Origin of the sequence: Enterobacter sp. 22452, from assembly GCF_052045065.1 — a bacterium.
GTDB classification, from domain to species: domain Bacteria; phylum Pseudomonadota; class Gammaproteobacteria; order Enterobacterales; family Enterobacteriaceae; genus Enterobacter; species Enterobacter mori.
In genome coordinates this window covers 67311-81311 of the sequence record NZ_JBQEOB010000013.1, presented here as the reverse complement: position 1 = coordinate 81311, position 14001 = coordinate 67311, and the positions used below count along the sequence as shown (strand labels likewise).

General features: G+C 53.8%; 16 protein-coding genes. 8 read left to right on the top strand and 8 right to left on the bottom strand.

All coding sequences use genetic code 11. The features are described from left to right. Nucleotides 1-248 precede the first annotated feature (248 nt). Nucleotides 249-815 (bottom strand): D-glycero-beta-D-manno-heptose 1,7-bisphosphate 7-phosphatase, encoded by a 567-nt coding sequence (gene gmhB / locus ACTJJA_RS22895; protein WP_440669272.1) that lies wholly within the window; start codon nucleotides 813-815, stop codon nucleotides 249-251. Between the two features lie 188 nt (nucleotides 816-1003). Between gmhB and metN the strand changes: the two genes are divergently transcribed. The 6 genes from metN (at nucleotide 1004) to proS (ending at nucleotide 6583) form a co-directional block, all read left to right on the top strand. Continuing rightward, complete coding sequence (metN, locus tag ACTJJA_RS22890) at nucleotides 1004-2035, top strand: methionine ABC transporter ATP-binding protein MetN (protein WP_028015600.1); 1032 nt, start codon at nucleotides 1004-1006, stop codon at nucleotides 2033-2035. Further along, nucleotides 2028-2681, top strand: a complete 654-nt coding sequence (locus ACTJJA_RS22885) for a methionine ABC transporter permease MetI (RefSeq protein WP_003856130.1) — start codon at nucleotides 2028-2030, stop codon at nucleotides 2679-2681. The genes metN and ACTJJA_RS22885 overlap by 8 nt, the downstream gene beginning before the upstream one ends. 40 nt (nucleotides 2682-2721) lie before the next feature. Then, nucleotides 2722-3537, top strand: coding sequence for a methionine ABC transporter substrate-binding lipoprotein MetQ (metQ, locus tag ACTJJA_RS22880; RefSeq protein WP_010426661.1), 816 nt, complete (start codon nucleotides 2722-2724; stop codon nucleotides 3535-3537). Between the two features lie 106 nt (nucleotides 3538-3643). Next, complete coding sequence (rcsF, locus tag ACTJJA_RS22875; RefSeq protein ID WP_010426664.1) at nucleotides 3644-4048, top strand: Rcs stress response system protein RcsF; 405 nt, start codon at nucleotides 3644-3646, stop codon at nucleotides 4046-4048. Continuing rightward, the gene (gene tsaA / locus ACTJJA_RS22870; protein WP_010426666.1) at nucleotides 4045-4752 is read left to right on the top strand and encodes a tRNA (N6-threonylcarbamoyladenosine(37)-N6)-methyltransferase TrmO; all 708 of its coding nucleotides are present in this window, start codon (nucleotides 4045-4047) and stop codon (nucleotides 4750-4752) included. The genes rcsF and tsaA overlap by 4 nt, the downstream gene beginning before the upstream one ends. Nucleotides 4753-4864: 112 nt before the next feature. Then, complete coding sequence (proS, locus tag ACTJJA_RS22865) at nucleotides 4865-6583, top strand: proline--tRNA ligase (protein WP_010426668.1); 1719 nt, start codon at nucleotides 4865-4867, stop codon at nucleotides 6581-6583. A gap of 50 nt (nucleotides 6584-6633) precedes the next feature. Here proS and nlpE read toward each other — a convergent pair whose 3' ends face one another. Genes nlpE through ACTJJA_RS22850 form a run of 3 tightly spaced genes read right to left on the bottom strand, consistent with a single transcriptional unit; the run spans nucleotide 6634 to nucleotide 8331 of the window. Further along, complete coding sequence (nlpE, locus tag ACTJJA_RS22860; protein WP_420985771.1) at nucleotides 6634-7332, bottom strand: envelope stress response activation lipoprotein NlpE; 699 nt, start codon at nucleotides 7330-7332, stop codon at nucleotides 6634-6636. Nucleotides 7333-7366: 34 nt separating this feature from the next. Further along, entirely contained in the window at nucleotides 7367-7789 is a 423-nt protein-coding gene (gene arfB, locus ACTJJA_RS22855; RefSeq protein ID WP_089599130.1) for an alternative ribosome rescue aminoacyl-tRNA hydrolase ArfB, read from the bottom strand. Continuing rightward, nucleotides 7786-8331: a YaeQ family protein gene (locus tag ACTJJA_RS22850; RefSeq protein ID WP_440669271.1), complete on the bottom strand. Its 546-nt coding sequence runs from the start codon at nucleotides 8329-8331 to the stop codon at nucleotides 7786-7788. The genes arfB and ACTJJA_RS22850 overlap by 4 nt, the downstream gene beginning before the upstream one ends. Before the next feature lie 196 nt (nucleotides 8332-8527). Here ACTJJA_RS22850 and ACTJJA_RS22845 point away from each other — a divergent pair, with 196 nt between their 5' ends. Both ACTJJA_RS22845 and rof read left to right on the top strand, forming a co-directional pair. Next, nucleotides 8528-8728 carry a YaeP family protein gene (locus tag ACTJJA_RS22845; RefSeq protein ID WP_008501889.1) on the top strand — a complete coding sequence of 67 codons (201 nt, stop codon included), beginning with the start codon at nucleotides 8528-8530 and terminating at the stop codon, nucleotides 8726-8728. Beyond that, the gene (gene rof / locus ACTJJA_RS22840) at nucleotides 8715-8975 is read left to right on the top strand and encodes a Rho-binding antiterminator (RefSeq protein ID WP_440669270.1); all 261 of its coding nucleotides are present in this window, start codon (nucleotides 8715-8717) and stop codon (nucleotides 8973-8975) included. Before ACTJJA_RS22845 ends, rof begins: the two co-directional genes overlap by 14 nt. Nucleotides 8976-9003: 28 nt before the next feature. Here the strand turns inward: rof and tilS are convergent, their stop codons facing one another. From tilS to accA, 4 genes are all read right to left on the bottom strand, one after another. Then, entirely contained in the window at nucleotides 9004-10290 is a 1287-nt protein-coding gene (gene tilS, locus ACTJJA_RS22835; protein ID WP_440669269.1) for a tRNA lysidine(34) synthetase TilS, read from the bottom strand. Between the two features lie 58 nt (nucleotides 10291-10348). Further along, nucleotides 10349-10738 (bottom strand): VOC family protein, encoded by a 390-nt coding sequence (locus tag ACTJJA_RS22830; protein ID WP_010426691.1) that lies wholly within the window; start codon nucleotides 10736-10738, stop codon nucleotides 10349-10351. 65 nt (nucleotides 10739-10803) lie between these two features. Then, complete coding sequence (locus ACTJJA_RS22825; RefSeq protein WP_440669268.1) at nucleotides 10804-12936, bottom strand: lysine decarboxylase LdcC; 2133 nt, start codon at nucleotides 12934-12936, stop codon at nucleotides 10804-10806. A 100-nt stretch (nucleotides 12937-13036) separates the two neighbouring features. Beyond that, a complete protein-coding gene (accA, locus tag ACTJJA_RS22820) occupies nucleotides 13037-13996 on the bottom strand; it encodes an acetyl-CoA carboxylase carboxyl transferase subunit alpha (protein WP_023310466.1) in 960 nt (319 codons plus the stop codon). Nucleotides 13997-14001 lie beyond the last annotated feature (5 nt).

Below are 14001 nucleotides of genomic sequence, written 5' to 3'. Positions count from 1 at the left end.
GTCTGATAAATTGTTAAAGAGCAGTGCAACGCGGCTTTCGCTCACCGTTGCGAGGTGGCGTATATTACGCTTTCCTCTTTCAGAGTCAACCCGTTATTTCAGGATTTTTTTCTCTTCAACCGACCGGGTTGTTTGTGAAGTGATTCACATCTGCCGTGTCGATGGAGGCGCATTATAGGGAGCCGCCGAGGAATGACAAGCGGAAATATGCATTTTTATTTCGACCGCTCACCTTTTCACCAAAAAGGCTATTTTTGGTGCTTTTTAATCTCTTCAGGCAGGTCTGCCAGACTATTAATTACCCAATCTGCTGCATTCTCTGCTTCTGGCGTCACTGGCTTACCGGTGCGAACTAATATTTTGGTCCCAACACCCGCAGCTGTTGCTGCCTGCATATCTTCCAGTTTATCGCCCACCATATAAGAGGCAGCCATATCAATGTGCAGAAATTCCTGCGCAGAAATGAACATCCCCGGATGCGGTTTACGGCAATCACAGGTCTGGCGATACTCTTCTAGCGTTCCCTGCGGGTGATGCGGACAATAATAGATGCCGTCGAGATCCACACCGCGATCGGCCAGCGACCAGTCCATCCATTCCGTCAGCGTCTCGAACTGCGCTTCGGTGAATTTACCGCGTGCAATACCGGACTGGTTAGTCACAACCACCAGCGCATAACCCATCTCTTTCAGCTGGCGCATGGCATCTATTGCGCCCTCGATAAACTCGAACTCATCAATCTCATGGACGTAACCATGATCCACATTAATAGTGCCATCACGATCGAGAAAAATTGCGGGTACTGATTTTGCCACCGGTTTGCTCCTGAAAAAGGCATGTTCCGCTAGTATCTCATGAATCGCAGCGCAATAAAGTGCTCATCGCACAGAGTTGGATTGATTTAGACGTCTGGATGCCTTAACATCCGTTTTGTTTACGGTCATCACCCGTATCTGGCAGAACAAAATGCCACGGCTAACTTACATATGATAAAAATAATCTAATGATTAAACTTTCCAATATCACCAAAGTGTTCCAGCAGGGGAACCGAACCATTCAGGCGTTGAACAATGTCAGCCTGCATGTTCCTGCTGGTCAAATTTATGGCGTCATTGGCGCATCGGGTGCAGGTAAAAGTACGCTGATCCGTTGTGTTAACCTGCTTGAGCGTCCAACCCAGGGCAGCGTTGAAGTTGGCGGGCAAGAGCTTACCGCCCTCTCAGAGAAAGAACTCACTAAAGCACGCCGCCAGATTGGCATGATTTTCCAGCACTTCAACCTGCTGGCTTCCCGTACCGTTTTCGGTAACGTCGCATTACCGCTGGAGCTGGACAACACGCCTAAAGAAGAAGTGAAGCGTCGCGTCACCGAACTGCTCGACCTCGTGGGTCTGGGCGATAAACATGATAGCTACCCGGCGAACCTGTCCGGTGGGCAGAAACAGCGTGTGGCCATTGCCCGCGCGCTGGCAAGTAATCCTAAGGTGCTGCTGTGCGATGAAGCGACCAGCGCACTGGACCCGGCGACCACGCGTTCGATTCTGGAACTGCTGAAAGATATTAATCGTCGCCTGGGCCTGACGATCCTCCTTATTACGCACGAAATGGATGTGGTGAAACGCATCTGTGACTGCGTGGCGGTCATCAGTAACGGTGAACTGATCGAGCAGGACACGGTAAGTGAAGTGTTCTCGCATCCGAAAACTCCGCTGGCGCAGCAGTTTATTCAGTCCACGCTGCATCTGGATATTCCGGAAGATTATCTGGAACGTCTGAAAACAGAAGCAACGGCAGACAGCGTCCCAATGCTGCGTATGGAATTCACCGGTCAGTCCGTTGACGCTCCACTGCTTTCCGAAACTGCACGTCGCTTTAACGTGAACAACAACATCATTAGCGCGCAGATGGATTACGCCGGTGGCGTGAAGTTCGGCATCATGCTGACGGAAATGCACGGGACACAAGAAGAAACCCAGGCGGCGATTGCCTGGCTGCAAGAACACCATGTAAAAGTAGAGGTACTGGGTTATGTCTGAGCCGATGATGTGGCTGCTGGTTCGCGGCGTTTGGGAAACGCTGGCAATGACCTTTGTATCGGGCTTCTTTGGTTTTGTGATTGGTCTGCCGGTCGGCGTCCTGCTGTACGTGACGCGTCCGGGGCAAATCATTGAGAACGCGAAGCTATATCGCACCCTCTCTGCGCTGGTGAATATCTTCCGTTCCATCCCGTTCATTATTCTGCTGGTATGGATGATTCCGTTTACCCGCGTGATCGTCGGAACGTCTATCGGTCTGCAGGCGGCCATCGTTCCGCTAACCGTAGGTGCAGCGCCGTTTATCGCCCGTATGGTGGAAAACGCCCTGCTGGAGATCCCAACCGGTCTGATTGAAGCCTCCCGCGCAATGGGCGCAACACCGATGCAGATCGTACGCAAAGTGCTGCTGCCTGAAGCGTTGCCTGGCCTGGTGAACGCAGCGACCATTACGCTTATTACGCTGGTCGGCTATTCCGCGATGGGTGGCGCAGTGGGTGCTGGCGGTTTAGGCCAGATCGGCTATCAATATGGCTATATTGGTTATAACGCTACCGTAATGAATACCGTTCTGGTATTGCTGGTTGTGCTGGTTTACTTAATCCAATTCTCTGGCGATCGCATCGTCCGGGCTGTTACTCACAAATAACGTTACACACAACACAAACTCGACGAGTTAAGGATAAAACATGGCGTTCAAATTAAAGACCCTTGCAGCGGTAGGCGCGCTGATCGGCTCTCTGGCACTGGTGGGTTGCGGTCAGGACGAAAAAGATCCAAACCACATTAAAGTGGGCGTTATCGTGGGTGCTGAGCAGCAGGTTGCTGAAGTTGCGCAGAAAGTGGCGAAAGAAAAATATGGTCTGGACGTTGAGCTGGTAACCTTCAACGATTACGTGCTGCCGAACGAAGCGCTGAGCAAAGGCGATATTGACGCCAACGCCTTCCAGCACAAACCATACCTGGATCAGCAGATCAAAGATCGCGGCTACAAGCTCGTTGCGGCCGGTAACACCTTCGTTTACCCAATTGCCGGTTACTCGAAAAAAATCAAATCGCTTGATGAACTGCAGCCTGGCTCCCAGGTCGCGATCCCTAACGACCCAACAAACCTCGGTCGCTCCCTGCTGCTGCTACAGAAAGTGGGCCTGATTAAACTGAAAGACGGCGTGGGTTTGCTGCCGACTGCACTGGACGTTATCGAGAATCCGAAAAATCTGAAACTGGTTGAGTTGGAAGCACCACAGTTACCACGTTCACTTGACGATGCACAGATCGCACTGGCGGTGATCAACACTACTTACGCCAGCCAAATCGGCCTGACCCCTGCGAAAGACGGCATCTTCGTTGAAGATAAAGACTCCCCATACGTCAACCTGATCGTGACTCGCGAAGACAACAAAGACGCGGAAAACGTGAAGAAATTTGTTCAGGCTTATCAGTCTGACGAAGTTTACCAGGAAGCCAACAAGGTGTTTAACGGCGGTGCTGTTAAAGGCTGGTAATCTCCTCTCAGTGTAATATCATCAGGACGGGCTTATGCCCGTCTTGTCATTTATGCAGGCAACTGATTCAATATCCGTTGTTTTGATTATCCATTGAGGAACTATTATGCGTGCTTTACCGATCTGTCTCTTAGCACTCATGCTGAGCGGCTGTTCTATGCTAAGCAGATCTCCTGTTGAACCTGTTCAAAGCACAGCAACCCCGCCTAAAGCGGAGCCAGCAAAACCGAAAGCGCCTCGCCCTGCACCGGTACGCATTATCACTAAAGCCGACGATCTCGTGGGCAAGCCATTCCGTGAACTGGGTGAAGTGAGCGGCGAATCCTGCCAGGCAACTAATCAGGACTCTCCTCCAAACATTCCAACGGCCCGCAAGCGTATGCAGATTAACGCGTCAAAAATGAAAGCCAACGCGGTGCTGCTGCACAGCTGTGAAGTGACCAGCGGTACGCCAGGATGTTATCGTCAGGCTGTTTGTATCGGTTCTGCACTAAACATTACGGCGAAATGAGTGCATTTCAGTTTGAGCAAATAGGCGTTATCCACTCTCCTTATAAAGAGAAATTCGCCGTACCGCGCCAGCCCGGTCTGGTCACACGGGGCGGCGGCGAGCTTCATCTGATCGCGCCCTACAATCAGGCCGATGCGGTACGCGGGCTCGACGCCTTCAGCCACCTGTGGGTTGTCTTTGTGTTTCACCAGACCATGGAAGGTGGCTGGCGGCCAACGGTGCGCCCTCCCCGTCTGGGAGGAAATGCAAGAATGGGCGTTTTCGCCACCCGTTCGACCTTTCGCCCCAACCCCATCGGCATGTCGCTGGTTGAACTGAAAGGTATACGCTGTCAGAAGGATCAGGTGATCCTTGAGTTAGGCAGTCTTGACCTGGTGGATGGCACGCCGGTTATCGACATCAAGCCGTATTTGCCTTTCGCTGAAGCGCTACCGGACGCCCGGGCAAGTTATGCTCAGGACGCCCCACAGGCCGATATGCCGGTACACTTCACGCCTGAGCTCACCGTCCAGATACATCAGCTCGAAAAGCGTTATCCCCATCTTCGGGACTTTATCGTTGAAGTACTGGCGCAGGACCCTCGTCCCGCCTACCGAAAAGAAGAGGAAGCCGGTAAAACCTATGCCGTCTGGCTACTGGATTTTAACGTGCGCTGGCGCGTTACCGGGGCAGGTTTTGAAGTGTTTGCCCTGGAACCCAGGTAATTTTAACCTCCTCTCTTTTGGCATCTTTGCCACACTGGTAAACTAAACCACTTTTTTTGTGTCAGGTTGGCCTTTCAGCCAGCCCTACTCGTCGAAACGGAACCGTAACAACATGCGTACTAGCCAATATCTGCTCTCCACTTTAAAGGAGACACCTGCCGACGCCGAAGTGATCAGCCATCAGCTGATGCTGCGCGCCGGGATGATCCGCAAGCTGGCCTCCGGGTTATACACCTGGCTGCCGACCGGCGTGCGCGTCCTGAAAAAAGTCGAAAACATCGTGCGTGAAGAGATGAACAACGCCGGTGCTATCGAGGTGTTAATGCCGGTCGTTCAGCCCTCTGAACTGTGGCAGGAGAGCGGTCGCTGGGAGCAATACGGTCCGGAACTGCTGCGTATTGCCGATCGCGGCGATCGTCCGTTTGTCCTCGGTCCAACGCATGAAGAAGTCATTACCGATCTGATTCGTAATGAGCTGAGCTCATACAAACAGTTGCCGCTGAACTTCTTCCAGATCCAGACCAAATTCCGTGACGAAGTGCGTCCACGCTTTGGCGTCATGCGCTCTCGCGAATTCCTGATGAAAGACGCCTACTCTTTCCATACTTCTCAGGAATCGCTGCAAGAGACTTACGACGCCATGTACGCTGCGTACAGCAAAATCTTCTCCCGCATGGGTCTGGATTTCCGTGCGGTGCAGGCTGATACGGGTTCTATTGGCGGCAGCGCATCGCATGAGTTCCAGGTACTGGCACAGAGTGGTGAAGACGATGTGATCTTCTCTGACTCCTCTGATTACGCGGCGAACATCGAGTTTGCTGAAGCACTGGCACCAAAAACGCCACGCGCTGCTGCCACCGAAGAGATGAAGCTGGTTGATACGCCAAACGCGAAAACCATTGCTGAGCTGGTTGAACAGTTCAACCTGCCGATTGAGAAAACGGTAAAAACCTTGCTGGTGAAATCCACCGAGGGTAGCGCATACCCGCTGGTTGCCCTGCTGGTCCGTGGCGATCACGAGCTGAACGAAGTGAAAGCCGAGAAGCTGCCGCAGGTTGCCAGCCCGCTGACCTTCGCCACGGAAGCGGAAATCCGCGCCGTTGTGAATGCGGGTCCAGGTTCACTGGGTCCAGTCAATCTGCCGGTTCCGGTTGTTATTGACCGCACGGTTGCCGCAATGAGCGACTTCTCTGCGGGTGCAAACATCGACGGTAAACACTACTTCGGCATCAACTGGGATCGCGACGTGGCGACGCCAGAAGTGGCTGACATCCGTAACGTGGTCGCAGGCGATCCAAGCCCGGACGGCCAGGGTACGCTGATGATCAAGCGCGGTATCGAAGTGGGTCATATCTTCCAGTTAGGCGATAAGTACTCCCGCGCGATGAACGCTGCCGTTCAGGGCGAAGATGGCCGTAACCAGGTTCTGACAATGGGCTGCTACGGTATCGGGGTAACGCGCGTTGTTGCTGCGGCTATCGAGCAAAACTACGACGAGCGCGGCATCGTTTGGCCGGACAACATCGCGCCGTTCCAGGTTGCGATTCTGCCAATGAACATGCATAAGTCTTACCGCGTACAGGAACTGGCGGAAAAACTTTACGCTGAGCTGCGCGCCAAGGGCATCGACGTGCTGATGGATGACCGTAAAGAGCGTCCTGGCGTAATGTTTGCTGATATGGAACTGATCGGTATTCCGCACACCGTTGTCATCGGAGACCGTAACCTCGACAGCGACGAGATTGAATACAAATACCGTCGCAGCGGCGAGAAACAGATGATCAAGACTGGCGACATTCTTGATTACCTGGTGAAAGCCATTAAAGGTTAAGAAACAAAAAACCCCGCTCCGGCGGGGTTTTTTAATGGCGTGGCGTCAGCTTATTTACTGTCGCAGCTTTTACCTGCAACAAATTTCGCGTCTTTATCGGCCACCAGTGTTTTAACCATCTCACCGCTGTCCGGGTTCGGCTCCAGGGTAAAGTGACCATCCACCGTCAGCAGAACCGGCTTGCTGTCATTGCCGCGCGCCACGGCATAATCACGCTCCAGCTGAGCATTGTTTGCCACGCTGACTTTCTTACCGGTGACGCAATCGGTGAAGATTGCCGCATCTGCCATGTAGAAATACATACCTCGCATCGCCATTGGCGTGGCAGGCAGTGCCGCTTTTACCGGGGCGAGCGTGTAGTTGAACTGAGACTCAATAGGATTGCCTTCACGGTCAAGCATCTCCATGCTGTCACCTTTAGGGCGGAACCAGGTTTTCTCCCCGGTCGTATCCGTCAGGACCAGCTTCTCAGCCGTGCGTGCCCAGGTTCCGTAAGTCCCAAACGAAGAAGGCTCTTTCGCGCCCTGATAGCGCTGGTTCATTACCCATGTGCCGTCTTTTTGCAGGAACAGGGATGTTTCGATGCCCTCGCAGTCCGCACAAGGCAATACGCCACGCCAGCTCTGCTGCATCGGCTTTAATTCTTCCGTTTGCGTAGGCTGTAATACCTGCGTTTCCGAACGGTTGTTACACCCAAAAAGCGCAAACAGCGTACTCACTGCCAGCGCTGACCATAATACTTTTTTCACAATGAATTCCTTATGAAAAGTGTGTTCCCTTTCGTCACTCTGTAGGGCGACGAACTTTACCGCGTAGTGCTTTCACTGTGGATTTCTGCGCCTTTGACGACAGCCGGCGCTCTTTCGATGCACGTGTGGGCCGCGTTGCCCGACGGCTTTTCTGCACTGTCGTTAATTCTTTAATCATCGCCACCAGCCTCGCAATCGCCGCTTCCCGGTTTAACTCCTGGCTGCGGTACTCCTGCGCTTTAATCACAATGACGCCATCGCTGGTGATCAGATGATGGCTGGCGGCAAGCAGACTTTCTTTATAATACTCTGGCAGGCTGGAGGCCCGAATGTCAAAGCGCAAATGGATAGCCGTTGAGGCCTTGTTAACGTGCTGACCGCCCGCGCCCTGCGCCCGGATGGCAGTGATCTCCAGCTCGTTATCCGGAATGCTGACGTTTCGGGACAAAACAATCATGGCGCCGGTTGCCATGCCGTTAAATGGATTTCCAGATTATTCTGAGAATCAGAAAGCCAGATTGCACCGTCCTGAATCGTCGCCTGCAGGACCATCGTTCGGCCAGCAAATTCGCTCAGTTGCGCCAGCTGCTCATCATCCAGATACCAGACGGTGAGATTTTTAAACTGTCCGCACTTGCTCTTGTTTTGCTGCCACCAGATCTCCGCAGCGCGTTGATTATACGCGAATAACGCCACGTCAGCGGACTGGGTGCACGCCTTTTTAATCCTGCGCTCATCCGGCAGGCCAAGCTCAATCCACAAATCGATACCGAGATGATCGTTGCGCAGCCAGGCTTCGGGTTCATCTTCCGCACTCAAACCACGCGTAAATTGCAAACGCTCGTCGGCGTATTTAATCCACGCCAGCAGGCGCAGCATCATGCGTTCCTGGGTTTCAGAGGGGTGACGCGCCAGCGTCAATGACGCATCAAGGAACTGGTTGCGGTCAAGATCCGCCACATTGACCACAGCTTTATAAATTGTCGCTTTCAGCGCCATCAGAGAACTCCTTTCGATTCAGGCGGACATTGTAGCGAAAACAAAAGCAAAACGCTGTTACGAGGTGATGAATAGTGCGCTATCAAGGCGCTGATATTGCTTAAATGAGTATGGTATAGTCACCTTGCTAAACCGAGTTTATCTTCGTAGGCTTAATGATATCTCACAGTAAGTCAGTGCGCTGGCGGGAGGGGATGTGAATAATTATTGTGAGTTAATTCGCAAACGGTATGCGGAAATCGCCAGCGGCGATCTGGGGTATGTCCCGGACGCGTTGGGCTGTGTATTGAAGGTGCTTAATGAAGTGGCCTCTGATGAGAGCCTTTCAGAGTCGGTCAGGGAAAAAGCAGCGTATGCTGCGGCGAATTTACTGGTGAGCGATTATGTCGATGAATGATACTTATCAACCCATCAATTGTGATGACTATGAAAACCTCGAACTCGCCTGCCAGCATCATTTAATACTGACGCTGGAGCTAAAAGATGGCGAAGTGTTGAAGGCGAAAGCCAGCGATTTGGTTTCACGTAAGAATGTGGAATATCTGATAGTGGAAGATGCCGGCGCGACGCGCGAGCTTCGTCTGGACAAAATTGCCAGCTTCAGCCACCCGGAAATCGGTACCGTTGTGGTAAGCGAATCCTGATGACACTCACGGGCAGCCCGGCTGCCCGTTACGCATTCCACTCAAACGAAACGCCCTTTTCTGTCCATCCCTCTTCCGTGATAAACACGCCCGCAGCGGCGATAAGCGTCTCACCATAAAACAGCAGCGGCGTGGTATCGCGCAGCCAGGGCGGCACATTGTTCTCCTGCCAGATTTTCTTCAGCTTTCGTCCGCCATTACGCCCGACGATATGCAGCAAACCACCGGCTTTAAAACGCACCGTAACGGGCTCATCCACTTCAGGCAGACGCACGTGACCGGCATTCGTCAGGGATACGCTACCCGCGCCAGCGGGTAATGTCAGCGCTTCCACCACGCAGGGCCAATCGAGAACAACATCAGAAAGAGAAGAGCGAGATTTTACCCACCACAGTTTGCCCTGATAGCGCCTGACCTCGAAGCCGTTCAGGTAAACGCTCGGTGTGGCATCTTCTCGCGCCTGCGCCACTTCATCCCATATTCTGCCGAGCATTGCTCGCGACGGCATGACGGCATGATGAGAGGCCAACCAGCGGCGTAAAACTGCAGCACGGCGTACCGCACTCATCGCTTCCAGCGGCGCAATTGCCAGCGCACCCTCAGATGAAATCAGCCCGGCCAACTCATCACTCAGCAACTCATCCAGCAGGCTCTCCTGCTCGGCACAAAGCGTGGCGCTCCTGGCCGTCGCTTCAGCAAAGTGCTCCCAGCGTTCGGTCAGTAACGGTATGACGCGCAGACGCAGGAAGTTACGATCGTAGCTGTCGTCCTGATTGCTTTCGTCCTCAATCCAGCTCAGCTGATATTCATGCGCCCAGGATTCAAGAGAAGCACGTTTTTCACCCAGCAGCGGGCGGATTAATTCGGTTTCGGCAAAACGCGCGCGCTCAGGCATGGCGGATAACCCCGCCGGACCACTGCCCCGCTTTAGCGCAAGTAAAAAAGTTTCGCACTGATCGTCAAGATGCTGCGCCGTAACGAGTGCTTCACCGGGCCGTAAGGCGCGAGCAAAAGCGGCATAGCGGGCCTTGCGCGCCTGCGCCTCAGTGCCCAGCCCTTCCTCGTGGAGCATAACGCGTTCAACCATCAACGGAATGCTCCACGCCTCACAGAGGGCTTCACAGTGCGCTCCCCATGCATCAGCATGAGGACTTAACCCGTGATGGATATGTATCGCCCGGAGCTGGACGTCAGACGCCTGGTCACGCCAGAGCTTAAGACGATGGAGCAAAACGGTGGAATCCAGCCCACCGCTAAACCCCACCAGCAGCTGGCGGTACGGTGAAACGGCTTGTGCGATAGCGGGTGAGGTCATAGGAAATTACACATAAAAAATGCCCGGACTAAGCGGGCATTATCACACATGACGGCGATTACTGCTGGTAAAGCTCCAGCGGCAGGCCATCGGGGTCGCTGAAAAAGGTAAAACGCTTGTCGGTGAACGGATCGACGCGTATCGCTTCGCACATCACGCCGTGCGATTCCAGATGCTTGACCGCGCTATTCAGGTCATCAACGCTAAAGGCCAGATGACGCAGGCCGCAGGCTTCCGGGCGGGAAGGACGCGCAGGCGGAAAAGGAAATGAGAACAGCTCAATCACATATTGCCCGTTTAACGCCAGATCGCCCTTCCAGGAGTCGCGCTCCTCGCGGTAAGCCTCACTGAGCAGCGTAAAGCCAAGGATATCGCAATAGAAGGACTTACTTTTCGCGTAATCGGTCGCAATAATCGCAATATGATGAACAGCTTTTAAACCCAGCATATCTTCTCCTTTTTATGATGCCTGAACGTTACAACCGAAAACCCGCACCTTGCAAGCGGTCACCTTTATTTTAGGACTCGCACCCAGTACACGCCCTGCTCATCGCGCTTCGCACCGTGGATATCGGTCTCAAAGCCCGGATAATGGCGTCCGACAGAGCAGAGCATCAACAAGAAATCGAGCACCGCCCGACTCTCTTCGGTGATCATCTCACCGGGCATTAAAAGCGGAACACCCGGCGGATAAGGCAGGATCATGTTGGCCGACACCCGCCCGACCAAACTTTCCAGCTCGATGGTTTCCACCTCGCCTTTCACCTGCCGCTGCCACGCTTTGTGTGGCGTGAGTTTCATTTCCGGTAGGACATCAAACGCCTGCAGCATCAGACGCGGCAGGTCGTGCTGGCGGATCAGTTTGTGGATCCCCTGAGCCAGATCCTGAATGCGCATACTACGATAGAAGTCAGGATCCTCCGCGTAGAGATCCGGCAGCATGTTCTTCACCCGCAGGTTGAGATCGTAGGCGCGCTTAAACTCCATCAGGCCGCGCAACAACCCCATCGCGCGGGTTTTGTCGATCCCAATGCTGAACAGGAACAGTAGGTTATACGGCCCGGTTTTCTCCACCACCACGCCGCGCTCGTCCAGGAACTTCGCCACCAGCGCGGCGGGGATCCCTTCATCACCCATGATGCCCTGCTCGTCCATGCCCGGCGTCAGGATCGTCACTTTGACCGGATCGAGGAACATATGGTCGGCATCAGCATCCCGGAAACCATGCCAGTCTTCGCCGGGCGAGACGGGCCAGCATTCTGCTTCATCAATCTCTTCCGGCTGCCAGATATCAAAGAACCAGCCGTCGGCTTCATCTTTCAGCCGCTGAACTTCTTTGCGGAAATGCAGCGCGCGCTCCACCGAGCGGTTGATCAGGCGTTTGCCCGGATTGCCGCGCAACATCGCCGCGGCCGTTTCAATCGAGGCCACCAGCGGATAGCTCGGCGAGGTAGTGGTGTGCATCATAAAGGCTTCGTTAAACGTATCTTCGTCGTACTCACCTTTGATGTGAATTAACGAAGCCTGCGAAAACGCAGCCAGCATTTTATGCGTCGACTGCGTTTCGAAGAACACTTTGCCCGGCACACGCTCGCCGCTCATACCGCTTTTACCGGCGTAAATCGGGTGGAAATTGGTGTACGGCACCCACGCAGAATCAAAGTGGATCGACGGCACATCCAGCGTCTGCTTGATCCAGTTGGTGTTGTACAGCAGGCCGTCGTAGGTGGAGTTAGTGATCACCGCGTGAACAGGCCAGCTCGCGCCGGGGATCGCCGCGACCTTACCTTCTATGGCGTCATGCGTAAACTCACGACGCGGGATGCCGCCAAGAATACCGAGCGCGTTGCGCGTGGGTGACAGCCAGAGCGGCACGACGTCGCTCATCATCAGCAGATGCGCCAGCGATTTATGACAGTTGCGGTCAATCAGCAAGGTACTGCCTGCAGGGGCAGCGTACATCCCGACGATTTTGTTCGAGGTCGAGGTGCCGTTGGTCACCATATAGCTCTGTTCAGCACCAAAGGTGCGGGCGATATATTCTTCGGCCTCCAGATGCGGGCCGGTGTGATCCAAAAGAGAGCCTAATTCGGTGACTGAAATCGACACGTCTGCTTTTAGCGTGTTGCCACCGAAGAAATCATAGAACAGGCAGCCCACCGGGCTTTTTTGATAGGCCGTTCCCGCCATATGGCCTGGCGTACAGAAGGTATATTTGCCTTCCTTCACGTAGGTGAAAAGCGCGCGGGTAAACGGCGGCGTGATGTTATCGAGATATTCGCCGGTATATTGCTGAATGCGGGTCGCAATATCCTCCGCCACGCCGAGCGAATATTCAAAGAACCACAGCGCCATTCGCATATCATTGGCGCTGACGTCCATGGTTGAGTGGGTATTGATAAACGCGTACAGCGGGAGATATTCGTTCAGCTTGTTGATATCGCTGCACAGTTCGAGGTCATATTCATCCCAGTCGAAGATCACGCCGCAGATACGCGGGTTATGCTCGATGAACTTCAGCAGGTCGGCGCTGTTGTGCGGCCAGATCAGCTGATACCCGCGCGACTGCAGGGCTTGCTCCAGCTCCTTAATCGGCTCATCTTTATAAAAGACGCCGTGTGGCCCCATAATGGCAATGATATTCATGGGCTTCCTCCTTAAAAAACATTAGCTAAGCATAGCCCGGCTAAACCGCAGGTATAAAAAAAGCCGCAACAGTGTGCGGCTTTTCAGATAATTATGAAGCTTACGCGTAACCGTAGGTCATCAGACGCTGGTAGCGACGGTTGAGCAGATCGTCTTTGCTCAGCACGTCCAGATCCGCCAGGTCAGCCAGCAGCTGTGCTTTCAGGGAAGCGGCCATCACTTCCGGCTTACGATGCGCACCACCCAGCGGTTCCGGGATGATGGAGTCGATCAGCTTAAGCTCTTTCAGGCGCGGCGCAATGATGCCCATTGCTTCTGCAGCCAGCGGCGCTTTGTCGGCGCTTTTCCACAGAATGGACGCACAGCCTTCCGGGGAGATAACGGAATAGGTGCTGTACTGCAGCATATTCACTTTATCACCCACCCCAATGGCCAGCGCACCACCGGAACCGCCTTCACCGATAACGGTACAGATGACCGGCACCTTCAGACGAGACATCTCGCGCAGGTTGCGCGCGATAGCTTCAGACTGACCGCGCTCTTCCGCGCCCACGCCAGGGTAAGCACCCGGGGTGTCGATGAAAGTGATGATAGGCATGTTGAACCGTTCAGCCATCTCCATCAGACGCAGGGCCTTACGGTAGCCTTCTGGTGCTGGCATACCGAAGTTACGACGGATTTTCTCTTTGGTTTCACGACCTTTCTGATGACCAATGATCATCACCGGGCGTCCGTCCAGACGCGCGATACCGCCAACGATAGCTTTATCGTCAGCGTATGCGCGATCGCCTGCCAGTTCGTCAAATTCGTCAAACGCCAGGCGGACATAATCCAGGGTGTACGGACGCTGTGGATGGCGTGCCAGCTGGGCCACCTGCCATGCGCCGAGATCGGCAAAGATTTTGCGCGTCAGTTCTACGCTTTTCTCGCGCAGACGATGCACTTCTTCGTCGATGTTAATATCCAGTTTTTCATCCTGACGGCTTACCGCTGTCAGAGAATCGATTTTCGCTTCCAGCTCAGCAATCGGCTGTTCGAAATCAAGGAAATTCAGACTCATAGTAT